Genomic DNA, 23,941 nt, shown 5'->3' with positions numbered 1-23,941 from the left:
GCGGGAGATGGATGCACCGACCCGCGATCCTGTCCACCCGTCCCCCTCCACGCGCGTCTTGCATATCCTCTAAGGATTCACATAAGCGGACCCCCTATCTTGGGTGACATGCACGGCCCCGCGTGCGCCCGCGTCCTTCGGCCGCGTGACCTCAGGGACCGTCAACGAGAGGACATCATGCTCCGACCCCGCCACGCTCCGTCCGTTCCTCTCGTCGCACTCGCCCGTACCCTCGAGGTCGAGAGCGACGACGCGCTGGCCGCGGCGGTCACCGGAGTCACGCTGATTGCCTCCGACGTCGAACCCGGAGACCTTTTCGTCGCCCTACCAGGCGCACATCGCCACGGCGCGGACTTCATTGAGCAGGCAGTATCCCGGGGCGCGGTCGCGGTACTCACCGACCTGTTCGGCGAGAGTGCCGCGCGCACGACCGGCCTGCCCGTCCTGGTGGTGTCGGAGCCGCGCTCCCGCCTCGGTGCCATCGCCGCCGCCGTGTACGGCACCGCCGAGCGCTCCCCGGTGCTCTTCGGAGTCACCGGAACCAACGGAAAAACCTCGACCGTGCACATGCTCGAGGGCATCCTGCGCCAGCTCGGCGTGGTTCCCGGGCTGAGCTCCACGGCCGAACGGCACATCGGTGACACGTCGGTGACCAGCGGCCTGACCACTCCCGAGGCCACCGAGTTCCACGCTCTCGTCGCCCGCATGGAGGAGGAGGGAGTCGGTGCCGCGGCCATCGAGGTCAGTGCCCAGGCCCTCACCCGACACCGTGTCGACGGCGTCGTGTTCGATGTCGCCGGATTCACCAACCTCAGCCACGACCACCTCGACGACTACGGGGACATGGATACCTACTTCGGCGAGAAGGCGCAGTTGTTCCAGTCCGATCGAGCCCGCCGTGCCGTCGTCTCACTCGACTCCCCCTACGGCGAGCGGATCTGCACCGCGGCCGGAGTGCCGGTGACGACCATCGCCTCCCTCCCGGGCGTCGACGCGGACTGGCGAGTGACCGTGCTCACGCAGGAATTTGGCCGCACGCGCTTTCGGATGGAAAACCGCGAGGGACGCGCCATTACGACGTCGGTGCCGATCATCGGCGCACACATGGCTGCCAACGCTGCGCTCGCGATAGCGATGCTGATCGAGGCGGGCTGGCCGATCGGCGAGATCCGGGCCGCGCTGCACCGCGACGGCGGAGTCGACGCGTCCCTTCCCGGCCGCATCGAGCGCGTGTCGGGCGAGCGTGGGCCGACCGTCTACGTGGACTTCGGCCATAGCGCCGACGCGTTCCACCGCACGCTCGAGGCGGTCCGACAGGTCACGCCCGGCCGCGTGATCATGGTGTTCGGCGCCGACGGCGACCGCGACGCCCTCAAGCGCCCCGCGATGGCCGAGGCGGCGGTGGGAGGAAGCGACATCCTGGTCGTCACCGACCACCATCCCCGCTTCGAGAATCCCGTCGCCATCCGGCGCACCCTTATCGACGCCGCGCTCGCGGCGCGCCCCGATGCGCAGGTGCACGAGGTCGACGATCCCAAGCGTGCCATCCGGGTTGCGGTTTCTCTTGCGGGCGAAGGCGACGCCATTCTTTGGGCGGGTCCAGGCCACCAGAACTACCGCGATGTCCTCGGGGTGCGCACCCCTTACTCCGCGCGAGCGGAGGCGCGCGCTGCGCTCCGCGAGGCCGGCTGGGCGGACGAGGCGGTGTCAGCGAGCGCATGACGGGCCGTTGACCTGAGATCCTGCTCAGGCTCGCCCGATATCCTGCCTCGAACTCCGCACACGATGTAAGTTTGCGCAGCACGCAACGTTTGCGGCGGATCGCCGTGCCTGGACGCGTCCGCCAGACAAGGGGACCACCGTGGCCGACTCCGCCTCCACATCTTCCGCATCGACACCGACGCCCTCGGGCGCCATCATGTCGCACCGGCAAATTCTGTTCGTGATTTTCGGTCTGATGGCGGGAATGTTCCTGTCGTCGCTTGACCAGACGATCGTCGGCACCTCCATGCGCACCATCGCGGATGACCTCGACGGCCTCTCGCAGCAGGCGTGGGTGACCACCGCTTACCTGATCGTCTCGACAATCGCGACTCCTATTTACGGGAAGCTCTCGGACATCTTTGGACGCCGGCCGCTGTACTTGATTGCGATCGTGCTGTTCCTGATCGGCTCGACGCTCGCCGGATTCTCGACCTCGATGCTCGGGCTCGCGGGCTTCCGCGCTGTGCAGGGGCTGGGTGCCGGCGGACTGATGTCGCTCGCCCTCACCGTGATGGGCGACATCCTCCCCCCACGCGAGCGCGCGAAGTACCAGGGCTACTTCCTGGCCGTCTTCGGCATTTCGAGCGTCGTCGGGCCGCTCATCGGCGGCCTGCTCGCTGGCACTCCCGAGATTCTCTTCATCACCGGCTGGCGATGGGTATTCCTGATCAACCTTCCGATCGGCGCCGTCGCGCTGTTCATCGTGGTGCGCTTCCTGCACCTGCCAACGCCGGCCGGAAAGCGCTCGGTGCGGATTGACTGGTGGGGCGCTTCGCTCGTCATCGTCGCAGCCGGTCCGCTTCTGCTGATCGCCGAGCAGGGCCGCGAGTGGGGTTGGGGCTCGCCCATCGCGTGGGTCTGCTACATTGTCGGCGCGCTGGGAATCATCGGCTTCATCGCGGCCGAGCGGATGATGGGCGATGACGCGCTGATCCCGCTCAAGCTTTTCCGCTCGCCCACCTTTTCGATGGCGACCGTGCTCGGTGTGCTGGTCGGCTTCGGCATGTTCGGCGGCATGATGGCGATCCCGCTGTACCTGCAGCTCGTCAACGGCGCTACTCCCACCGAGTCCGGCTTCCTGATGCTGCCGATGATCCTCGGCCTGATGATCGCCTCGATCGTGTCGGGCCAGATCATCTCGCGCACGGGTCGCTACCGCGCCTTCCCGATTCTTGGCACTTTGCTGATGTCGGCCGCCTTCTTCCTCTTCACCTTCGTGACGATCGACAAGCCGGTGATCTTCATGATGGGCGGCATGCTGCTGCTGGGCCTCGGGCTCGGCCAGATGATGCAGACCCTCACGCTCGCCTCGCAGAACTCGGTCGACGTGGCGAACATGGGAGTCGCGACCAGCGCCTCGACGTTCTTCCGCCAGATCGGCGGCACACTGGGCACCGCCGTGATCTTTTCGGTGCTCTTCAGCCGGATCCCCGAGACGATCGCCGCGGCCTTCAGGAACCCGACGATCTCGGCGGATCTGCAGCAAGCCGCCACCGACCCGACCATCGTCGCTGACCCCGCAAACTCGGGCATCCTCAGGCTCCTGCAGTCGCAGGACACCGCGGCGATCGGCTCGGCGCTCGACGGCGACACCTCGTTCCTGAATACCGCCAACCGGGCGCTCTCGGCTCCGTTCCTGACGGGCTTCAACGACGCGACGGTCACGGTGTTCCAGGTCGCGCTCGGGGTCGTGCTGCTCGCCTTCGTGCTCTCCTGGTTCCTCCGCACGCCGCCCCTGCGAGCGAAGTCGGCGATGCAGGAGGCGCACGACCTCGCGAACGAGGACGCCGCGGCGCAACTGCGTCGAACGGATCCGCAGCTCGCCGCGCGCGCCGGAGCGGACCTCGCCGCCGGGAGCATCGAACCCGACGTCCGGACCGACTCGATGCGGACGCTTCCGCCTCGCGAGGGTCCTGCCAGCGGCGCCTGATCTCGCTCGAGCACGCGCCGCTGGCTGGCCAAGGAGCACCCGCAGGTGGTGTCTCGAACCCCTCAGCCCCGAGACACCACCGGCGCCGTCGAGGCGCCGTCCCTCCCGCGGCGGCTCAACGGCGGCCGGCGGCCTCGGCTCGCGTGCACCGTGATCACAAGCGAGAGAGCGCTCCATCGACGCCCTAGACTGATCAGACAGCCGCCGAAGGAGTCCGCAATGAGCGCCGCCAGCATCCCCTCCCCCGTGACCCCACACCTCGCGGAGCAGACCGCGAGAGCCGAGCGACTGGCGGTGCGGGACTGGCCCGCCGGGTTCCTGTGGGGCTCCGCCACCGCCGCCGCGCAGATCGAGGGCGCGGGCCACGAGGCGGGCAAGGAGGACAGCATCTGGGATGCGTTCTCCCGCGTTCCCGGCGCGGTCGCGAACGGCGAGACTCCCGAGGTCGCGGTCGACCACTACCACCGCATGCCGGCAGATGTGCACCTGATGAAGGAGCTGGGACTCGGCTCGTACCGCTTCTCGGTGAGCTGGTCGCGGGTCAAGCCGGGCGACCGCTCGGTAAACGCGGAGGGCCTTGACTTCTACTCCCGCCTCGTCGACGAGCTGCTGGGCGCGGGCATCCTGCCGTGGCTGACGCTCTATCACTGGGATATGCCGCAGGCGGTCGAGGAAACCGGCGGCTGGGCCAGCCGCGATACCGCGGAACGCTTTCGCGACTACACCGAGGCGGTCTACGAGTGCCTCGGCGACCGCGTCCAGCACTGGACCACGTTCAATGAGCCGTTCTGCTCGACCCTCCTCTCGTACGGCGCGGGCGTGCATGCCCCCGGCGTGATCTCGCAGCAGAAGGCGTTGGCCGCCGTGCACCACACCCACCTTGCCCACGGCCTCGCGGTCTCGACGCTGCGGCAGCTCGGCGCGCAGAATGTGGGCATCACACTCAATCTGTCTAACGCCGTCCCGGACGACCCAGAGGACGACGCCGACCTCGACGCCGCGCGGCGCTTCGACGCGCTGCAGAACCGCATCTTCCTCGATCCGCTGCTGCGCGGCGAGTACCCCGAGGACCTGCTCGAAGACGTCGCGGGTCTCGGCCTTGATGAGCTGATCATCGACGGCGACCTCGACCTGATCTCGCTCCCGCTCGACTTCCTCGGCGTGAACCACTACCACGACGACAACGTCTCGGCGCATCCGCTGCCCAACGGCACCGAGGACTTCGCCCAGGCCACCGACCGTGAGGTGGGCTCCCCGTGGGTCGGGTCGGAGTTCCTCACCTTCCCCTCGCGCCATCTGCCCCGCACAGCGATGGACTGGGAGGTGCATCCGGACGGACTGCGCTACCTGCTCACCCGCCTCGGCCTCGAGTATGAGAACCTGCCTCCGCTGTATGTGACCGAGAACGGAGCCGCCTACGACGACGTTGTCATCGAGGGCCGCGTGCACGACGCCGACCGCACTCAGTACGTGCTCGACCACATTGAGAAGGTCGCCGAGGCGATCGACCAGGGCGCCGACGTGCGCGGCTACTTTGTCTGGTCGCTGCTGGACAACTTCGAGTGGGCCTGGGGCTACGAGAAGCGGTTCGGGATCGTTCGCGTCGACTACGAGTCGCAGGAGCGCCTCGTCAAGGACTCTGGCCTGGTTTTCGCGCGCCTGATCGGCGGCAGCGCCGCGAGAGGGCTGAGCTGAGCCGTGAGCGAGGGATCGAGTATCCGCGGAGGGGGTCGCTCTCCCACCCTCGAGATGGTCGCGGCTCGGGCGGGCGTCTCGAGGGCGACGGTCTCGCGGGTCGTCAACGGAGCGCCGCAAGTCGCAGCCGAGATCGTCGCTGCCGTCGAGAAGGCGATCGGCGAGCTGGATTACGTGCCCAACCACGCGGCGCGGATGCTCGCCTCGCGGCGCACCCACTCGATCGCGCTGATCGTGCCGGAGTCGACGGCCCGTGTCTTCGCCGACCCGTTTTTCGCCGCCATCGTGCAGGGCGCAGCGATGCGCCTCGCCGACACCGACTACACGCTCTCGATGCTGATCGCCTCCGAGACGGACGGAGAGAAGACCCGCCGCTACCTCCTTGGCGGAAACGTCGACGGCGCGATCGTCGTGTCGCACCACTCCGGCGACCACTCCTACGCGGCGCTCTCGGGCTCGCTTCCGATCGTGTTCGGCGGGCGCCCGCTCTCGCCCGAGGAACGCGGCTCGTACTACGTCGACGTCGACAACGCCGACGGAGCGGCCGTCGCGACGGCCCACCTGATCGAGCGCGGACGGCGTCGCATCGCGACCATCGCCGGGCCGGCCGACATGCCTCCCGGGGTCGACAGGTTGATGGGCTGGCGCGGAGCCCTCTCGGCCGTCGGTCTTGCCGACGACCTGGTCGAGTGGGGTGACTTCTCGCCGGGCAGCGGCACGGTGGCGATGCGCCGCCTCCTCGCGCGTGACCCCTCGATCGACGGCGTCTTCGCGGCCAACGACCAGATGGCCGTCGGCGCGTACGCTGCTCTGCGTGAGGCCGGACGCCGCATCCCCGAGGACGTCTCGGTCGTCGGCTTCGACGACGACCTGTTCGCCCAGAACGCAGTGCCGGCGCTGACGACGGTCCGTCAACTGCCGGTCGAACTCGGCGCGCGCATGGCCGAGCTGTTGACGGCTCGGATCGAGGGATCGCCCGTCGACCACCGCACGCTGATGCCGACGACGCTCGTCGCGCGCGCCAGCAGCTAACGCGGACGTCGGCGCGGCACTTCGACGCGCTGCCGCGCCGCGAGTGTCCACAAGTTGTCGCAGTCGACGCCGAGTGCGACAACTTCTGGACTCTCGGCGCGGCGAACGTGATCCATGCATCACGGTCTCCACCCGTGGGCCGTCAGGGCGGCTCGGATCTCAGCGACGGTCCTCGCGCGGCCTCGGCTCAGGCCCTCGGCCCGGACGACCACGACGATCCAGCCGGCGAGCTGCAGGGCAAGGAGCCGTTCCCGGTCACGCGCGAATTGAGCATCGTCCGTGCGGTGCTGCCCGCCGTCGTACTCGACCACCACTTTCCACCGTCGGAACACCACGTCGCCGATGGCGAGGAGTCGACCATTGACCCGGATCTCGGCGTTCACTTCGGCTTCGGGCAGCCCTGCCCGCAGGACGAGTGACCGCAGCCAGGACTCCTTGCGCGAGGCTGCCCTCGTCGAGGCGAGCCGCAGTGCAACGACGAGCCCTCGACGCCCACGGCCCCGATGCGTCGCGAGCCGCCCCTCAAGTTCGGCGAAGGTGACAAACGGGCGGGGATCGTCTCGGCGGGGGCGCCTCGGCACGAAGAGAAAGTAGTCGGTGGCGGCGAGGAGATCGCGGGCCGAGAGCATCGGCGCCAGGGCAATCCAGGTGGACGCTGCGCCTGTGATCCGCAGGCCGTGGCGCTCCACAACGTCTGGATCCGTGTCGGCGAGCGTGTGACCGATGACGCCCCGAGTCCGTGGGGGTCGATGAGGTGGCCGCGCCGAGACGTGGATCGGGTCGTCCTCGAGAGGCGGCAAGGGGAGAGGAACTCCCCACGCATGCGCGGCGGTCAGGTGCGAGAAGAGCTGCCAGGGTCGAAGCCGCGGGACGTACGCCGTGGCGCGCTCGAGATGCGTGACCGGAGTGACGCGGGTGCGGACGCCGTGGAAAGGCTGGGCCAGGGCCGGGGAGCGAAGCTGCGCGTCCGTCGCCCCCGCGCGGAGGGCCGCGCGTCGGGTGAAGGCGTTGAGATCGGTGCTGGACATGCCGCCAGCCTGGACGGCACACGAACCTCGCGGACCTCGTTCCGGTACTTCTGGGGACAGTTCCTCCAACCGCTGCCTGTGGAGGAAGCATCCCGCGCACCACTGTCCACAAGTTGTCGCACTCGACGTCGAGTGCGACAACTTGTGGACAGTGGAGACGCGCCCAGACCTCAGAGGAACAGCGGCTCGGGGTCAAAGCCCGCGAACCGCCGGCGCATGACCGCGATCGCGTCGACGTGCTCATCAATGAGCACGAAGCGCCGGCCGAGGGCGTGCGCCACCGCACCGGTCGTCCCCGACCCGGCGAAGAAGTCGAGCACGGCATCGCCCTCACGGCTCGAGGCCTGCACGATTCGGCGGAGGACCCCCTCCGGCTTCTGCGTCGGATATCCGGTCTTCTCGTGGCCGGTCGGCGAGACGATGGTGTGCCACCAGACGTCTGTCGGCCGCTTACCGCGCTCGGCCTTCTCGGGCGTGACGAGGCCGGGCGCCATGTACGGCTCACGGTCGACGGCGACGGAGTCGAAGTGGTAGCCGCGCGGATTCTTCACGTAGACGAGGATCGTGTCGTGCTTCGTGGGCCAGCGCCGCGTCGCCTTCGCCCCGTAGTCGTACGCCCAGATGATCTCGTTCAGAAAACACTCGCGGCCGAAGAGCGCGTCGAGCAGCACCTTGGCGTAGTGCGCCTCGCGGTAGTCGAGGTGCAGGTATAGCGTTCCGTCGTCGGCGAGGAGGCGCCACGCCTCGGCGAGACGGGGCTCGAGAAACGACCAGTAGTCGTCGAAGCGGTCATCGTAGCGGAGCAGGTCGCCGCGGATCCGCTCGTAGCTGTGGCCCTTGAAGCCCGCGATCGTCCCTGTGTCCGAGCGCACGGAGGTGGTCGACGTCCGCACCTGCGCCCGCCCCGTGTTGAAGGGAGGGTCGAGATACACGACGGTGAAGGCCCCGTCGGCTAGCTGCGGCAGAACCTCGAGGTTGTCGGCGTGGAACACCGCGCTCCGTGTCTGCGGGACGCCGTCCGCAATCTGGATCGTCCGGGGCATCCGGCAATTGTGCCAGTGCGCGAGGAGTCGACGGCACGCTCCGCGGGTCGCATGGCGCTCGGCCGGTGTCCAGGAGGCGGCGGCGTAGAGTGGCGCGATGGTCTCAGAAGTGCGACACGATCAGGACGGTTCCCGCTACACGCTCTGGGTCGACGGCGAGAACGTCGGGCTTGCCGACTACGCCGTCCGCGGCGGCGACGTCGTGTTCCTCCATACCGAGATCGCTCCGACGCGCCGGCACGAGGGCCTCGGAGAGACACTCGTCGGAGGGGCGCTCGACGACGCGCACCGGCGCTTCGGCCCACGCATCGTTCCGGCGTGTCCGTTCGTCGCGGAGTTCATCGCCGAGCATCCCGACTACCAGGAACTCCTCGCGGGCTGAGCGGCATCCCCCGACCCGGTCTCACCCGTCCCTCAGGGGACGCGACGCAGCCACTCCGGGGTCGAGTACTTCGTCCGCACCAGCTCTTCGGCCGCCGCGTACTCCTCCTCGCTGAGGGTGTCCGGCTCCCCGCCGTGCAGCTGCACGAACGTCGCCTTCATCCGCTCAATGATCTCGGCGCGGCTGAGCCCGGTTTGGCTGCGCAGCGGGTCGACGCGTTTCACGGCGGAGGCGATGCCCTTATCGGACAGCTTTTCGCGTCCGATCCGCAGCACCTGCACCATCTTCTCGGCGTCGATGTCGTAGCTCATGGTCACGTGGTGCAGGACTGCGCCGGAGCCGAGCCGCTTCTGCGCCGCTCCGCCGATCTTGCCCGAGGGCGAGGTGATGTCGTTGAGCGGCTGGTACACCGCGTCGATCCCGAGCGACTGCAGGGCGCTCACCGCCCACTCATCAAGGAAGGCGTAGGAGTCGGCGAACGTCAGGCCCTGCACGAGGTCGCCGGGGACATAGAGCGAGTACGTGACGACGCTGCCAGCCTCCATGAACATCGCGCCACCGCCGGAAATACGCCGCACCACGTCGACCCCGTACTTCGCCGCGTTGTCGAGGTCGACCTCGTTACGGAGCGACTGGAAGCTGCCGATCACGACAGCCGGTCGGTCCCACTCCCAGATGCGCAGGGTGGGCTCGCGACGGCCTTCGCCGACGGCGGCGGTCAACACCTCGTCGAGCGCGAGGTGGGTTGCCGGAGACACGGCCCCGTCGTGCACGATCCGCCAGTCGTAGTCGCGCCAACTCGTCGCCTTCTGCAGTGAGCGCCGGATCGCGACCGCGACGGCCTCGGGGGTGAAGCCGAGCAGCACCGCGTCGCTCGGCAGAGCCTGCCGGATGGCGGCGGCGATCGACTTCGCGTCGGTCTCGACCGGCAGTCCGATCACCGCGCGGTCGATGTCATCGAGCGCCGTATCAGGCTCGAGGAAGAAGTCGCCCGCGAGCCGGAAGCCCGCGAACCTTCCCTCGACCACATCGAGGTCGACGACCACGAGCTTTCCACCGGGGACTTTGTACTCGCCATGCATGACGTCAGCCTAAGCGGGAGACGAGGCGGGGAAGCGCGCGTGCAGCCACTCGACCAGATCGGCCGTGACCTCGGCCCGGTTCAGCTCCTGGAACAGCTCGTGCCGCGCCTCCGGATACACCCGCACCGAGACGTCCGTATACCCGGCGCGCCGACGGTAGGCGTTGGCGAGCGCCCGCACCGAGCGCTCGCCACCGAGCGTGTCCTCGGCCCCCACGACGAGCAGCAAGGGCAGCGGGTGCGCGGGCCGGCGAGCAGGCCGCCCGATGAGCCGCAGTGTCTCGGTGAGTCCGATGCGCGCCGCGAGCGGAGTAGTGAAGGTCAGCGGATCGTCGTGGAACCGCTGCCACACCTCCGGGTCGCGCGAGAGCCACTCGAGACCGAGGCCACCGGCCACCCGGTGGCGCTTCGTCAGGTCGCCCGCATTCATGTAGCCCGGGAGGCGGTAGGCCGTGCCGCTGAGCACCAGGGCCGCGTAGTCGGCGGAGTGGTGATCAACGATCCGCTGTGCCATCAATGAGCCCCAGGAGTGGCCGAGAAGCACGATCGGCACGCCGGGGCTCTCCTCGCCCAGCTCGCTCGAGAGTCGGCTGATTGCCGCCTCCGTCGCGCGCAGGCCGCCCGGGCCGAGCAGCCCCAGCCGGGACGCCTCGCCACCGTGCTGCTCGAGGCCGGTCCGCCCATGACCACGATGGTCATCGGCGGCCACCGCGTATCCCGCCGCAAGCAGCGCCTCGGCGAGTTCGATGTAGCGGCCCGAATGTTCACCGATCCCGTGCGCGATCTGCACGATCGCTCGGGGAGACGGATGTGTCCACCAGCGGTAATGGATCGTGACGCCGTCAGCGTCCTCGAAAGTCCTGTCGACAGCATCGTCGGTCATGATGTCCAGTCTGGCCGACCGGCCACCCAGCGCAGCTCGCGCTCTCATCACTGAGAAGATACTCATGATTGAACGGCGGACGCCGTTCTCTCGTCACGGCGTCGCTAGCGTTCTTGTGACGAGCGAGTTCTCCGACCGTCCCCACCCCTTCTCGAGCGAGGCCAGCCCCTTCATGACCGTGTCGCCCCTGATCTGGACCCTGACGATCGTCTTCATCGTCCTGCTCCTGCTCTTCGACTTCTTCTTCCACGTCCGCAAAGCCCACGAGCCCACCCTAAAGGAGTCGGCCCTGTGGTCCGCGCTCTACGTCGGCATCGCCGTCGTCTTCGGCCTCGGCGTCCTCGTATTCGGCGGGCCAACGCCAGGCTCCGAATACTTCGCCGGCTACATCACCGAAAAGGCGTTGTCGGTCGACAATCTGTTCGTCTTCCTGATCATCATGGCGAGCTTCAAGGTGCCTCGCGCCGATCAGCAGAAGGTGCTGCTCTTCGGCATCGTCTTCGCGCTTATCGCCCGCACCGGATTCATCTTCCTCGGCGCCGCGCTGATCAATTCGTTCGCCTGGGTCTTCTACCTCTTCGGCCTGATCCTGCTGCTCACCGCGTTCAATCTCGTGAAGCCGGGCGACGAGCACTCCGGCGACAACGTCATGGTGCGGCTCGCCAAGCGGATCTTCAAGACGAGCGACCAGTACGACGGCGATAAGTTCTACACCCGGGTCGACGGTAAGAAGGTTCTCACGCCGATGATCCTCGTCATGGCGGCGATCGGCGGCACAGACATCCTCTTTGCCCTCGACAGTGTGCCGGCGATCTTTGGCCTCACCAGCGACGTATTCCTCGTCTTCACGGCGACCGCATTCTCGCTGCTGGGACTGCGCCAGCTGTACTTCCTCATCGACGGACTGCTCGACCGCCTCGTCTATCTCAGCATCGGCCTGGCCGTGATCCTCGCCTTCATCGGCGTGAAGCTGATCCTGCACGCGCTGCACGAGAACACCCTGCCGTTCATCAACAACGGCGAGCACGTCGAGGTCTTCGAGATCGGCACCGGCCTCTCGCTCTCGGTCATCGTCGGCGTCCTGGTGGTCACGGTCATCGCCTCCCTCGTCAGCCCGAAGGGACGCCGCATGGCCGCCGAGGCCGCAACACGCCACCGCGTGGCCGACGTCGACGCTCCGCACTGAGTCGTCTGCATAACGAAGGCTAGGACGCCTTTCGAAGCCGAGAACCCCCGAATCCCACGTCCCAGCCTTCGTTGTGCGGCTACTTCGCCCGATAGCGGTGTTCGGGGCGACCGGTACTCCCGTAACTGAGGGTCATCTCGACCAGGCCACGGCCGGAGAGGCCGGAGAGGTAGCGCTGGGCGGTGGCCCGCGAGATGCCGGCGCGCTCGGCGACGTCGAGTGCCGAAAGCTCGGCCCCCGACTCCGCGAGGCGCGCGAGGACCAACTGCTCGGTCGCCGAGCGCGAGGGCTGCGCGGCCGCAGTGTCACCCGAGTGCAGGATCCGCAGCGCCCGCTCCACCGCCTCCTGATCGGCCACGCGATCCTCGCGCAGCACGTTCCGAAACCGCACGTAGGCGTCGAGGCGCTCGCTGAGCAGTCGCGCCTCGAACGGCTTGATCAGGTAACCGAGCGCCCCCGCGTGCAGCGCCCGCCGCACCGTTGCCCCGTCGGAGGCGGCACTCACCACGAATGCGTCGATATCGAGCTCGTGAAGCAGGGCGATGCCGCTCTGGTCAGGCAGATGCACATCGAGCAGCAACAGATCGGGCGCGTGCTCGGCGACAGCCGCGCAGGCGGCGCGGGCGGTGTGCACCGGAGCGAGCGCGGTGAGGCCCTGTCGCGCCGCCACGAGATCCGCGTGCAGCTGCGCCACCCGGAAGTCGTCGTCGACCACCAACACCGTGCGCTCCTGCGCCGTGTCCGCGCTCATCACTCGTCCCCGTCCCGCTCCGGCGGCCGGACCGACCCGGGCAGGCGCGCGCAGAGCACGGCTCCCGACTCCACCCCGCCAGCGTCTGCCAACCAGACCTCCCCGCCGCGTCGGGTGGCCACCTCGCGACAGAGCCGGAGACCGAAGCCGCGGCCGTGCACCCGGCCGTCGTCCGCCACGGGGTCGCTCGTGCCGGCCCGATCAAACAGTGACTCCGGAGAGACGACCCCGTCGCCCGAGTCGGCGACCGTCACGAAGAGCGCAGTGCCGTCATCCAGCAGCTCAATCTCAACGAACCGCACGTCGCGCCGCCCCTCCACCGCCGCGCGGACCGCGTTGTCGACGAGGTTGCCGACGACCGTGGCGACATCCTCCGGTTCGATGACCGTGCCACGCACCAGTGTCTCCTCGCCGAGCGTGAGCAGCACGCCGCGCTCGGCCGCCTCGATTCCCTTCGCGCCGACGAGTGCCTGGAGGTAGGGCTCCTGTAGCCGGTCGGCGTGCTGCACCGGGTACTTCAGCGGACCGCGGGTCAGCACCTCGTCGAGGTAGTCGCGCGCCGACCCCGTCCGCCCCGCATCGAGGAGGCCGGCGACCACGTGCAGACGGTTGGCGAACTCGTGCCGCTGCACCCGGAGCGCGTTCGTCATCGCGCCGACCGCGTCGAGTCGGCGGCTGAGCGCGGCGAGGTCGGTGCGGTCGCGCAGCACGACGACCACGCCCAGATCGCGGTCACCACGGGTGACCCTCCGGATGTCGACGTAGACAATGCGCGAGCGAATGACGAAGCCCTCCTCGCCGCCTCTGCGCGGCGGGTCTGCCGAGCGCAAGGCCGCGTCGATCGCGTCGGCCAGCGGAGTCGGCAGGGCGAGCTCAGAGAGGGCGCGCCCGTGCAGCGCCCGTCCGGTCGGATCGTCAGAGCCGAGGATCGCCGCCGCCCGCGCGTTGCAGACGCCGACGCGCCCATCGCGGTCGAGGGCAAGCACTCCCTCATCGACACCGTCGAGCACGGCCGCCTGGTCTTGCACCAGCGACGTCAACTCCTCCGGCGCGAGGCCCAGCGTCAGGCGCAGCAGGCGGCGGCGGATGAAGACGGACGCGACCGCCGCCAGCACCAGGCCCGCAAGCGCCGCCGCGAGGACGCCGAGCAGAGCGGCGGGCAGGTCGGTGAAGACGCTGGAACGCGCGAAGCCGATGCTGACCTCGCCGACGACCCGCCCCTCTCCCTCCGAGAACACGGGGACCTTGGCTCGCGCCGACTCGCCGAGCGTGCCGGTCCCCCAGGACACGCTCTCGCGCCCCGCCAGAGCCTCGTCGGGGCTGGTCGAGACCCGCTCGCCGAGGCGGTTCTCGTCAGGATGAGCCAGGCGGATGCCCTGGTCGTCGGTGATGACGATGAAGAGTGCGCCCGTGCGCTGCTCGACCGCGGCGGCGATGGTCTCGAGCGGACCCCGGCGCAGCTCGGCGGCAGCCGGCACACCGGGCTCGGCGGAGGAGGCGGTGACGGCCTCGCGCACGTCAGGATCCTCGGCGACGGTTCGGGCGATGGCGAGCGCCGTCTCCTCCGCCTCGCCGCGCAACTGCTGCACACTCAACGCGGTCACGACTCCGGCGCAGACGAGCACCGCGGCCGAGACGGTCGCGAGCTGGAGGACGAGCACGTGGCTCGCGAAACGCATCCGGTCTCCTCGATCTCCTGGTGCGCAGAATGCGCAGAACCCACACTATGCGCAGATGTCGCAGTAATGAGCGATTCCCCAGAGCGAACAGCCCAGGTGCCTAGGGTGTCGAGCACCCCCGGCCGAAGTTCCGCCGTCCTCGACCGGCGGAACTCGACAAGGAGTCAGTTGTGTTGGTAGTACTCGGATTCACGATGATCCTGGCCTTCATGGCCCTGATCATGACCAAGCGGTTGACGCCGATGGTCGCCCTGATCGTCGTGCCGACGATCTTCGGACTCTTCGCGGGAGCCGGACTCGGGATCGGCGACATGGTCCTCGAAGCGATCGGCAGCCTCGCGCCCACGGCCGCGCTGCTCATGTTCGCGATCATGTACTTCGGCATCATGATCGACGTCGGGCTTTTCGATCCGCTCATCCGCTTCATCGTGCGCGCGCTCGGTGACGATCCGGCGAAGGTCGTGCTCGGGACGGCGCTACTCGCCGGAGCGGTGTCCCTCGATGGTGACGGCTCGACCACCTTCATCGTCACCACCGCCGCAATGCTGCCGATCTACCTCCGCTTGGGGATGAACCCGGTCGTGCTGACCTGCGTGGCAGGGCTCGCGAACGGCACGCTCAACATCGTTCCGTGGGGCGGACCGACGGTGCGCGCCGCGGCGGCCCTCCAGGTCTCACCGAGCGACATCTTCGTACCGATGCTGCCCTCGCTTGCGGTCGGGCTGGCCGTCACCCTCGTCTTCGCCTGGTTCCTCGGCCTCGGCGAGCGCCGTCGCCTCGGCACGCTGGCGCTGGCCGAGCCAATGCTCGAGCGCGAACTCGTCGGCGCCGACCGCGGCACCTCGTCCCGCGCGAGCGGCCTCGCCGCGTTGACCGGAGGCATCCGCACCGTCGCCCGGGAACGCTTCTCCTTCCTCCGCGGACCCCAGTCCCTCCGCGGCGCCCAGATCGCCGTCGCCGCCCGCGTCCAGGCCGACGACGCCGACACTGCGATGGCGGACACCATGCTCGACCCCGAGCGCGAGACTCTGCGCCCGAAGCTGATCTGGGTGAACCTCGTGCTGACGCTCGCCGTGATGACGCTGCTGGTCGCCGACATCCTGCCTCTGCCCTACGTCTTCATGGTCGGCTCGGCGGTCGCGCTGCTGATCAACTTCCCGACCATGAAGGATCAGGCTTCCGAAATCGTCAAGCACGCGCCGAGCATCGTCGGTGTCGTCTCGATGGTTCTCGCGGCGGGAGTGCTGATCGGCGTGCTCAACGGCACGGGCATGGTCGATGCGATGGCGAAGTGGGTCGTCGCGGTGATCCCGCCGGCGATGGGCCCGTTCCTCGCCGTCATCACAGGCGTGCTCAGCATCCCGATGACCTTCTTCATGTCGAACGACGCCTTCTACTACGGCATCCTCCCGGTCCTCTCCGAGAGCGCGGCGAACTACGGCATCTCGCCAGTCGAGATGGCGCGTGCCTCAATCACCGGTCAGCCGGTGCACCTGCAGAGCCCTCTGGTCCCGGCGATCTTGCTGCTCGTCTCCCTCGCCGCCGTCAACCTCGGCGATCACCACCGCAAGGTGCTCTGGCGCGCGGTGATCGTCTCGCTGGTGATGCTCGCGGTCGGCGTGCTGGTGGGCTCCGTTCCGTTCGGCTGAGCGGAGTCGCCCCACGAGATCGCGGGACCCGGACGAGATCCCCTGCCGCGGCGTGGGATCTCGTCCGATCGAGGGCATCTCGCGACATTTCGAGGGAGGAGGGAGGTGGGAGGGTGGAGGGTGGCTAGAGCAGCGGGGCCAGGTTTTCGGTCCAGACGTCGGAGCCGACCTTGAGGATGAGGGCGCCGACCACCACGAGGAAGGCGATGCGGATGAAGCGGCTGCCCCGCGCGACGGCCATCCGGGAGCCGAGGTAGGCGCCGGCGACATTCGCGACACCCATAACCAGGCCGAGCACCCCGATCACATGGCCGCCCGGCACGAAGTAGAGCAGCGCGCCGACATTGGTCGCGACGTTGACGATCTTGGCCTTGGCGCTGGCGAGCAGGAAGTCGTAGCCGAGGGCGGTGATCAGCGCAATGATCAAGAAAGTGCCGGTGCCCGGGCCAATCAGCCCGTCGTAAAAGCCGATCAACAACCCGAGCACGGCCGCCGTCACGAGATGCCGACGCCCCGCGTGCTTGAGCACGGTGACGCTGCCGAGGGCGGGGCGAGCGATTGTGACGACCGCGACCACGATCAGGGCTACGACGATGATCGGCTTGAAGACGGCGGAGGGGAGGAGCCCCGCGAGCGTCGCGCCGGCGTAGCTGCCCGCAAGCGCGACCCCCGCCATCGGGAGCGCGGTGCGCAGATCGGGTCTGGCGCGGCGGAAGAACGTGATCGCACTGGTGGTGGTGCCGAACACCGAGGCGAGTTTGTTGGTGGCCAGAGCCTGGACGGGCGAGATCCCGGGCACAAGGAGGAGAGCGGGGAGTTGGAGCAGGCCGCCGCCGCCGACCACCGCGTCGATCCAGCCGGCCGCGAAGGCGGCGAGGATCATCAGCGCGAGCACGGGGAGGCCGAGGTCCTCAGTGAACGTCAGCATTGAGGGAAGCCTACGACGGGCCCTCGCCGCTTACGCCTCCCACCGCACCTCCGCAAGTCCCTGCAGGGGCAAGGCCCCCGCACCTACGGTCGGTGCATGGACCCACAGGACATCCGTTGGAACGACGAAGCCCGCGACAAGATCCTTGAGGATTCGGACCGGGTCCTCCGGGAGGCCGTGCTCGATCTTGCGACGAGTAAGAAGGGCGAGCCCTGGGAGGACATCTTTGCCGAGCTGAATGCGCGCCTCAAGGACCGCTTTATCGACTTCGAGCCCGGCCCCGACCTCCGCAAGTACGCCGAGGCTATCTCGGCCGGGAAGATCGCGACCGGCTCGTGACTGAGCGCGGAGGCGAGGACCCGGCGCTCGCAGACGAACTCGCCTCGATCCGCGCCGTCGGCGAAGGTCGTCGCGGCGACGCCGTCAATCCTGACGACGAGGACGTCGAACTGACGGCCGAGCAGACCGAGGACATCGAGACCGCGCTCACAAGCGCCGGCAGCGACAACTGACCACACGCAAAAGGCCCGCCACCCAGGAGGGAGCGGGCCTTTTACCTCCGCAACCGACTACGCCGAGAGGCGCTCGTAGTCGGTGTAGCCCTCGGCTCCACTGCCGTAGACCGTCTCCTGGACGACCTCGTTCTCGGGATGCCCGCCCTGCCAGCGCTCGAGAAGGTCGGGGTTCGCGATTGCGGGGCGCCCGACTGCCACCGCGTCGGCGTGACCTTCGGTAATGAGCCCTGTCGCCTCTTCACGGCTGGTCGGCGAGCCGAAACCGCTGTTAGCCACGAAGACACCGCCAAAGCGGGCGCGCAGATCCTGGACCAGTTCGCCGGCCGGCTCCGCGTGCAGCACGCTGAGGTACGAGAGTCCGAGCGGAGCGAGCCCGTCGACCAGGGCCCCATAGGTCGCGCGCACGTCGTCCGCATCCGTCTCGACGACATCCTGGATGTTGTGGGCGGGCGAGAGGCGGATACCGACGCGTCCGGCACCAATCTCCTCTACGATCGCGCGGGTCACCTCCAGCGGGAACGCAGCGCGCTCAGCGGGCGTTCCGCCGTACTCATCGGTGCGCACGTTCGAGACGGGAGAGAGGAACTCGTGCAGCAGGTAACCGTTCGCGCCATGCACCTCGACTCCATCGAAGCCGGCGTCGACCGCACGGCGCGCAGCGGCGACGAACTCGTTGCGAACTCGTGCCAGCTCCTCGGTGGTCAGGGCGTGCGGCACCGGGAAGGGCTTCTTGCCGCTAGGCACGTGCACCTCGCCGTCGATCGCGATGGCGCTCGGGGCGACGATCCGATCGGTCCCGGTGATCTCGGTGTGCGAGACGCGGCCGGCATTCATGAGCTGCATGACGATACGGCCACCCGCGGCGTGCACGGCGCCGGCAACGGCGCGCCACCCCTTGGCCTGCTCCGGCGTCGCGATACCGGGCTGGCCGGGGTAGCCCTTCGACTCGGCGCTCGGGAACACGCCCTCGCTGATCAGCAGGCCCATGCTTGCGCGCTGGGCGTAATACTCGGCGACGAGCGGGCCAGGCACGCCCTGCTCGTCGGAACGCAGGCGCGTCATGGGCGCCAGGACGATGCGGTTCGGCAGGTCGAGGTCGCCGGCGGTGAGAGGGGAGAACGGATCCACGGGATCACCTTTCTGAGGAGGGAGCGTCGTGCGCGCACACGTCGCACTCCCGGCGGAAACCACTTCGGGGACGGAGGCATTCCGGCTCCCGGCGTTCTCCCATCCCGCATCCACCGAACGGCCTGAGGGTGACGGTCCTGCATTCGGGTGCCAGGGCTGTCTACACTCGGGAGGCGACCAACGAAGGAGTGTGCGCGATGCCGTCGAGACCCCACCACCCCGTGAGCTCCCGGTTCCTGCCGGCGCTCGCGGCCGTTCTGATCACAGCAGCTCTCGCGCTGGTCCCGGCGACTGCGGCGGTGGCCGAGGCGCCCGTCGCCTTCTCCTCCTCCCCCGTTCTGGACGCCGCTGGCGCGCTGAGCCCCGCCGAAACCGCTGAGGTCGAGCAGGCCGCACGCGCGCTCTACGACCGGCACCGCGTGCAGTTGTTCGTCACCTTCGTCGACTCCTTCACCGATCCGGCCGACCGGGCCGCCTGGGCGGACGAGACTGCGACACGCAACGGACTCGGGACCGACGACGTCCTGCTCGCCGTCGCCGTCGACGCCCGGCAATACCAGGTGTCAGTCGCTCAGGGTTTCGCTCTGGACGACGGCCAGGTCGCCTCTCTCCAAAAGAACGACATCGAACCGAGGCTGGCGACCGGCGACTGGTCTGGGGCGGCTCTCGCCGCGGCGGAGGGAATCGGGCAGCGCCTCGACGCTCCCACGGCGGGCCAGGCGCTCGGCTCCGGTCTCCTCGTCACCCTCGCCGTGCTCGCGGGCCTCGCCGTGATCGGAGTCGTGGTCTGGCTCCTCGTGCGCCGTTCGCGCCGCCGTCACGCCGAGGAGGCGGCCGAAGCCTCCATAGACGAGCTCGCCACCCGCGCCGGATCGGCGCTCGTGCACACCGACGACGCCGTCCGCACCAGCGAGCAGGAGGTGGGCTTCGCCCAGGCACAGTTCGGCACCGACGCAACCGGCCCGTTCCAGGAGGCGCTCGTCACCGCCAAGCGCCTCCTCGGCGAAGCCTTCACACTCCAGCAGAGCCTCGACGATGCCGAGCCCGACACCGACCAGGAGCGCCGCGACGGCTACCAGCGGATCCTGCAGCTCTGCGCCGATGCCGAACAGACACTCGATGAACGCGCGAGCGCCTTCGAGGAGCTGCGGGCGCTGGAGAAGAACGCGCCGCAGGTCATCGCCGCTCTCACCGCCCGCGCGACGGAGGTGAGTGAACGCCTCGCTCCCACCCGCGTGCTGCTCGCTGAACTCACCGCTCGCTACACCGCGACGGCGATCGACGATGTGAGCGACGACGCCGATCAGGCGGAGGATCGCCTCCGCTTCACCCGCGATCAGCTCACCGCCGCCCAGCAGAGTCTGCAGGGTGGCGATTCCGGACGCGCGGCGGTCCTCCTGCGGGCTGGTCAGCAGGCCGCCGAGCAAGCGTCGGGCCTCGTCGGCGCGGTCACCACCCGGGCAGCCGAGCTACAGACGGCGGCGGCGGCGCTCGCGGGCCGGATCGCCGAAATCCGCGCCGACGTGGCGCAGGGCCGCGCGCTCGCGGTGGCGGGCGAACCGCAGGCACAGGCACAGGCGCAGAACGTCGCCGCAGCAGTCGCCTCGACCGGGGCTGCCCTGGACGAGGTTGAGCGAGCCGCCGCGGTGCAACCGAACGATCCGCTCGGGCTGCTCGACAGGCTGGCGGCGGCGGACGCCACTATCGACGCAGCCGTGGGCGGGTTTCGCGATGCGCAGGCGCAGCGCGAGCGCGAGAGGGCGGCTCTCGGGGCCGAGATCATCGCCGCGCGCAGCCGTGTCTCGGCCGCCGAGGACTTCATCGCGGCCCGCCGCGGCGCCGTCGGCTCACAGGCGCGCACCCGCGTCGCCGAGGCCGCGCGCTCGGCCGAGTACGCAGCTCAGCTCGCCGCGACAGACCCCCGCGAGGCTCTCGCCTCTGCGCAGCGAGCCTCCTCTCTGGCGCAGCAGGCGCTCGACAGCGCGCGTGCCGACGCGGGCGCCTACTCCGCGCCGGGCACGGCGGGCAACGGCTCCAGCACGGCCGCCGCGTTCCTCGGTGGAATCCTCGTCGAGTCGCTGCTTGGCGGAGGCGGCCGCTCCGGATACCGCTCGGGGGGCTTCGGCGGCGGCTTCGGCGGCGGCGGCTCGTCACGGGGCTCGGGAGGCGGCGGCTTCGGCGGCGGTCGCACCAGTAGCGGAGGCGGACGTCGCGGCGGCGGCGGGCGCTTCTGACATCGACCTCCCGCCCACGATCCGGCACCATCTCGACATCCGGCACCACCACGACATCCGGCACCACCCACGACAGAAGGAGACACACCATGGCTCAGAGACAGTCGATCTTCGGCCGCGTCACGCAGCTCGCGAAGGCCAACATCAATGCACTCCTCGATCAGGCCGAAGACCCGCAGAAGATGCTCGACCAGATGGTCCGCGACTACACCGACAGCATCCGGGACGCCGAGGCCGCTGTCGCGACCACCATCGGCAATCTGCGCCTGCTCGAAGATGACTACCGCGAAGACGTCGCGAATGCGCAGGAGTGGGGCGCGAAAGCCTTGGCAGCGAGCCGCAAAGCCGACGAGCTGCGCTCCTCCGGCAGTGCCTCCGATGCCGACAAATTCGACGCTCTCGCGAAGGTCGCTCTGCAGCGCCAGATCCAGGCCGAGCAGGAGGCGAAGGGCGCCGAGCCGACTATCGCCTCGCAGACCGAGGTCGTCGACAAGCTCAAGTCGGGCCTTAGCCAAATGCGCGAGAAGCTCCAGCAGCTCTCCAGTAAGCGCGACGAGCTGAATGCCCGAGCGAAAACGGTCGAGGCGCAGAGCCAGGTTCAGGACGCTGTGAAGAGCATCGACCTCATGGATCCGACCAGCGAGGTGAGCCGTTTCGAGCAGAAAATCCGCCGCGAGGAGGCGAGAGTCCGTGGCGCCGAGGAGCTCGCCTCGTCGAGCCTGGATGCCCAGTTCGAGTCGCTCGAAGACCTCGGCGAGATGACCGAAGTGGAGGCGCGGCTCGCGGCCCTGAAATCGGGACGCCCGCAGGACTCAATCGGCTCCTGACCGCGCGTGCCTCCGACGCGCCAGAGAGTCGGAGGCACGCCACGAGGCCAAGTACGCTCGGAGCGAAGGCTGACAATCACCCTGATGCATCTGCGGTCCCGGCACCGTAATGTTCACATCAGGCCGCCCTTGACCCCGGTCAGCCCTGATGCCGCGTCCGGCCCCTACCGACGCGGTGAACCATGAGCGGACCGCCCCCGTCGGGATCGCTCACCGAGAGGCCATCGATGCCGATGGCCACCACGAAGAGCGAGGCGCCGATGAGCACCCCAGTCAGCACAACTCCTGCCAGCACCACCACTCCAAGCCCGAGCAGTACGTCTGCCGCACCGCGCGTCGTCCGTACGCGGCCCCGCACCGACGGTCGCACGAATCCCACGACCGAGTATTCCGGCCTGCTCAGCACGGTCCGCGACGCGGGCCTGCTCCGCCGCCGTACCGGTTTCTACTACACGATGTTCGGCGCTCTCGTCCTGGCGCTGGGCGGCATCGTGACCGGTTTCATCCTGCTGGGCGACTCGTGGTTCCAGCTCTTGCTCGCCGCGGCACTGGGCATCGTGCTCACGCAGTTCGCGTTCCTCGCGCACGAGGCCTCGCACCGCCAGGTGTTCGAGTCCGGCAAGGCCAACGACGTTGCCGGCCGCACCCTCGCCAATCTCGTCGTCGGCATCAGCTATTCGTGGTGGATGACCAAGCACAGCCGGCACCACGCCAACCCCAACGTGCTCGGGAAAGACCCTGACATCGCCCGCGACGTCATCTCCTTTACTCCGGAGGATGCGTCTCGTTCGCGCGGCCTGTACGCCTGGCTGACCCGCCGTCAGGGTTACGCGTTCTTCCCACTGCTGCTGCTCGAGGGCATCAACCTGCACATGCACGGCTTCCGCACCGTATTCGGCCGGGGCAAGGTCGACAAGCGCTGGGTCGAGATCTCGATGCTCGTCACCCGCGTTGGCCTGTACCTCGCCGTGGTCTTCTGGGTCCTGCCGCTCGGGATGGCGTTTGCTTTCGTCGGCGTGCAGATGGGCGTCTTCGGCCTCTACATGGGCGCCTCGTTCGCACCCAACCACAAGGGCATGCCGCTGCTGCCTAGGGAGGCGCGCGTCGACTTCCTGCGCCGTCAGGTCCTCACCTCGCGCAGCATCCGCAGCACCTGGTTCACCGACCTCTACATGGGGGGTCTCAACTACCAGGTCGAACACCACCTGTTCCCGAACATGCCCCGCCCCGCTCTCCGCCGTGCGCAGGTCATCGCCAAGGAGTACTGCGCCACCCACCAGATCCCGTACACCGAAACCACGCTGATGGAGTCGTACGCGATCGTGGTGCGCTACCTCAACAAGGTGGGCCTGTCGGCCGGCGGCGACCCCTTCGACTGCCCCGCCGCCACGGCCTACGGACGCTGAGCCCACTCCGCAACGAGCACAGGCCCGCCCCTCCACGAGACGGAGGGGCGGGCCTGTGCTCGTTCACGAGGTCAGGTCGACTGGCAAAGAATGAGCGTGCTCGAAATGCTCGCGGTGGTCTTCGCGCCGGTTCCCGTGTAGCCCGAGGGGAGTGTGGCGATGGCGTTGAGCTTGAAGGCGGCCGAGATCGACAGGGTCGTGCGCATCGCGAATGTGGCCCCGGCGGGCAGGGGCGCGGTCAGGGTGATCAGTCTGCTTGTGCCACCGAGAACCGACACGGTCGCGGTGCCGCCCGTGACCGAGAACACACCGATGTTGGCGACTCCAGAGCCGGTCACCGACACGGTCGTGCCCGCGGGCAGCGGCTCGCTCGCGCTCGCTTTGAGAAGGAACCCGGGGCCGATGACTCCCAGCGTGCCGCAGGTTCCGGCGAGAGTGAAGGCTCCGACGTCGCCATGAGAGGCGGCTGCGGAGGGAGTGGCGGCAAGGGCAGCCACGATCGGCACGGTCCATACGGCGGCGGAGGTGACGGAGCGACGGGTGACGGCGCGGTCGGAGTCAGGGCGGAAGGTCGAGGTGTGCGACACGGTGGGCCTTTCGATCAGAGAAGTGGTACTGGTGCACGTTCGGAGGTTTGGACGCTAGCCGCGCCAAGACGCGGAGTAGATTCCGATCGTCTCCTCTGGTGAGGGGTTCTGCCAAGACTCAACAGCTTGCCACCCTAATGGGGGTACTGCGTCTGACGACCGGATCCCTCCCCTCAAGCCGAGCGCTCTCAATGAGAGCGCAAGCGCAAGGGG

21 protein-coding genes are annotated in these 23,941 nt (G+C 68.7%); 12 read left to right on the top strand and 9 right to left on the bottom strand.

The genetic code is table 11. The features are described 5' to 3' along the window. Positions 1 to 177: 177 nt before the first annotated feature. From B0H03_RS05090 to B0H03_RS05075, 4 genes are all read left to right on the top strand, one after another. Positions 178 to 1,722: a Mur ligase family protein gene (locus tag B0H03_RS05090; RefSeq protein ID WP_104265290.1), complete on the top strand. Its 1,545-nt coding sequence runs from the start codon at positions 178 to 180 to the stop codon at positions 1,720 to 1,722. 196 nt (positions 1,723 to 1,918) lie between these two features. Then, positions 1,919 to 3,694 (top strand): MDR family MFS transporter, encoded by a 1,776-nt coding sequence (locus tag B0H03_RS05085; protein WP_104265291.1) that lies wholly within the window; start codon positions 1,919 to 1,921, stop codon positions 3,692 to 3,694. Between the two features lie 219 nt (positions 3,695 to 3,913). Then, entirely contained in the window at positions 3,914 to 5,389 is a 1,476-nt protein-coding gene (locus tag B0H03_RS05080; RefSeq protein WP_104265292.1) for a GH1 family beta-glucosidase, read from the top strand. 54 nt (positions 5,390 to 5,443) lie between these two features. Continuing rightward, positions 5,444 to 6,421 carry a LacI family DNA-binding transcriptional regulator gene (locus B0H03_RS05075; RefSeq protein WP_104265293.1) on the top strand — a complete coding sequence of 326 codons (978 nt, stop codon included), beginning with the start codon at positions 5,444 to 5,446 and terminating at the stop codon, positions 6,419 to 6,421. A 119-nt stretch (positions 6,422 to 6,540) separates the two neighbouring features. Here B0H03_RS05075 and B0H03_RS05070 read toward each other — a convergent pair whose 3' ends face one another. Both B0H03_RS05070 and B0H03_RS05065 read right to left on the bottom strand, forming a co-directional pair. Then, positions 6,541 to 7,449 (bottom strand): endonuclease domain-containing protein, encoded by a 909-nt coding sequence (locus B0H03_RS05070; protein ID WP_104265294.1) that lies wholly within the window; start codon positions 7,447 to 7,449, stop codon positions 6,541 to 6,543. Between the two features lie 170 nt (positions 7,450 to 7,619). Beyond that, on the bottom strand, positions 7,620 to 8,492 hold the full coding sequence (locus B0H03_RS05065; RefSeq protein ID WP_104265295.1) for a DNA-methyltransferase: 873 nt from the start codon (positions 8,490 to 8,492) through the stop codon (positions 7,620 to 7,622). 97 nt (positions 8,493 to 8,589) lie between these two features. Here B0H03_RS05065 and B0H03_RS05060 point away from each other — a divergent pair, with 97 nt between their 5' ends. Continuing rightward, the gene (locus B0H03_RS05060) at positions 8,590 to 8,874 is read left to right on the top strand and encodes a GNAT family N-acetyltransferase (protein ID WP_104265296.1); all 285 of its coding nucleotides are present in this window, start codon (positions 8,590 to 8,592) and stop codon (positions 8,872 to 8,874) included. A gap of 32 nt (positions 8,875 to 8,906) precedes the next feature. On the opposite strand, the gene B0H03_RS05055 is transcribed toward B0H03_RS05060, so the two are convergent. Together B0H03_RS05055 and B0H03_RS05050 are read right to left on the bottom strand one after the other, a co-directional pair. After that, positions 8,907 to 9,956, bottom strand: coding sequence for a lipoate-protein ligase LplAB (locus B0H03_RS05055; protein ID WP_104265297.1), 1,050 nt, complete (start codon positions 9,954 to 9,956; stop codon positions 8,907 to 8,909). A 9-nt stretch (positions 9,957 to 9,965) separates the two neighbouring features. After that, entirely contained in the window at positions 9,966 to 10,838 is an 873-nt protein-coding gene (locus B0H03_RS05050; protein ID WP_104265298.1) for an alpha/beta fold hydrolase, read from the bottom strand. Positions 10,839 to 11,010: 172 nt separating this feature from the next. Between B0H03_RS05050 and B0H03_RS05045 the strand changes: the two genes are divergently transcribed. Then, positions 11,011 to 12,024, top strand: a complete 1,014-nt coding sequence (locus tag B0H03_RS05045; RefSeq protein WP_104265383.1) for a TerC family protein — start codon at positions 11,011 to 11,013, stop codon at positions 12,022 to 12,024. 79 nt (positions 12,025 to 12,103) lie between these two features. On the opposite strand, the gene B0H03_RS05040 is transcribed toward B0H03_RS05045, so the two are convergent. Both B0H03_RS05040 and B0H03_RS05035 read right to left on the bottom strand, forming a co-directional pair. Beyond that, positions 12,104 to 12,775, bottom strand: a complete 672-nt coding sequence (locus B0H03_RS05040; RefSeq protein WP_104265299.1) for a response regulator — start codon at positions 12,773 to 12,775, stop codon at positions 12,104 to 12,106. Continuing rightward, the gene (locus B0H03_RS05035) at positions 12,775 to 14,454 is read right to left on the bottom strand and encodes a sensor histidine kinase (protein WP_104265300.1); all 1,680 of its coding nucleotides are present in this window, start codon (positions 14,452 to 14,454) and stop codon (positions 12,775 to 12,777) included. The genes B0H03_RS05040 and B0H03_RS05035 overlap by 1 nt, the downstream gene beginning before the upstream one ends. Before the next feature lie 194 nt (positions 14,455 to 14,648). On the opposite strand from B0H03_RS05035, the gene B0H03_RS05030 reads away from it, so the two are divergent. Continuing rightward, a complete protein-coding gene (locus B0H03_RS05030) occupies positions 14,649 to 16,103 on the top strand; it encodes a CitMHS family transporter (protein ID WP_104265384.1) in 1,455 nt (484 codons plus the stop codon). A 124-nt stretch (positions 16,104 to 16,227) separates the two neighbouring features. Here the strand turns inward: B0H03_RS05030 and B0H03_RS05025 are convergent, their stop codons facing one another. Continuing rightward, on the bottom strand, positions 16,228 to 17,031 hold the full coding sequence (locus B0H03_RS05025) for a TSUP family transporter (protein WP_104265301.1): 804 nt from the start codon (positions 17,029 to 17,031) through the stop codon (positions 16,228 to 16,230). 96 nt (positions 17,032 to 17,127) lie between these two features. Here B0H03_RS05025 and B0H03_RS05020 point away from each other — a divergent pair, with 96 nt between their 5' ends. Together B0H03_RS05020 and B0H03_RS16500 are read left to right on the top strand one after the other, a co-directional pair. Next, positions 17,128 to 17,370 carry a hypothetical protein gene (locus B0H03_RS05020; RefSeq protein WP_104265302.1) on the top strand — a complete coding sequence of 81 codons (243 nt, stop codon included), beginning with the start codon at positions 17,128 to 17,130 and terminating at the stop codon, positions 17,368 to 17,370. Then, a complete protein-coding gene (locus B0H03_RS16500; protein WP_160487237.1) occupies positions 17,367 to 17,543 on the top strand; it encodes a hypothetical protein in 177 nt (58 codons plus the stop codon). The genes B0H03_RS05020 and B0H03_RS16500 overlap by 4 nt, the downstream gene beginning before the upstream one ends. Positions 17,544 to 17,600: 57 nt before the next feature. On the opposite strand, the gene B0H03_RS05015 is transcribed toward B0H03_RS16500, so the two are convergent. Next, the gene (locus tag B0H03_RS05015; RefSeq protein ID WP_104265303.1) at positions 17,601 to 18,674 is read right to left on the bottom strand and encodes an alkene reductase; all 1,074 of its coding nucleotides are present in this window, start codon (positions 18,672 to 18,674) and stop codon (positions 17,601 to 17,603) included. 197 nt (positions 18,675 to 18,871) lie between these two features. Here B0H03_RS05015 and B0H03_RS05010 point away from each other — a divergent pair, with 197 nt between their 5' ends. The 3 genes from B0H03_RS05010 to B0H03_RS05000 all read left to right on the top strand — a co-directional run bounded on the left by B0H03_RS05010 (position 18,872) and on the right by B0H03_RS05000 (position 23,141). Next, positions 18,872 to 20,908 (top strand): TPM domain-containing protein, encoded by a 2,037-nt coding sequence (locus tag B0H03_RS05010; protein ID WP_104265304.1) that lies wholly within the window; start codon positions 18,872 to 18,874, stop codon positions 20,906 to 20,908. An 89-nt stretch (positions 20,909 to 20,997) separates the two neighbouring features. Then, positions 20,998 to 21,735, top strand: a complete 738-nt coding sequence (locus tag B0H03_RS05005) for a PspA/IM30 family protein (RefSeq protein ID WP_104265305.1) — start codon at positions 20,998 to 21,000, stop codon at positions 21,733 to 21,735. Between the two features lie 260 nt (positions 21,736 to 21,995). After that, positions 21,996 to 23,141, top strand: a complete 1,146-nt coding sequence (locus B0H03_RS05000; protein ID WP_104265306.1) for a fatty acid desaturase family protein — start codon at positions 21,996 to 21,998, stop codon at positions 23,139 to 23,141. A gap of 71 nt (positions 23,142 to 23,212) precedes the next feature. Here the strand turns inward: B0H03_RS05000 and B0H03_RS04995 are convergent, their stop codons facing one another. After that, a complete protein-coding gene (locus B0H03_RS04995; RefSeq protein WP_104265307.1) occupies positions 23,213 to 23,728 on the bottom strand; it encodes a hypothetical protein in 516 nt (171 codons plus the stop codon). Positions 23,729 to 23,941 lie beyond the last annotated feature (213 nt).

The organism is Rathayibacter iranicus NCPPB 2253 = VKM Ac-1602 (assembly GCF_003149025.1).
Lineage (GTDB): Bacteria > Actinomycetota > Actinomycetes > Actinomycetales > Microbacteriaceae > Rathayibacter > Rathayibacter iranicus.
The sequence above is the reverse complement of the archived record's forward strand: the minus strand, read 5'-3'. Positions and strand labels throughout refer to the sequence as shown.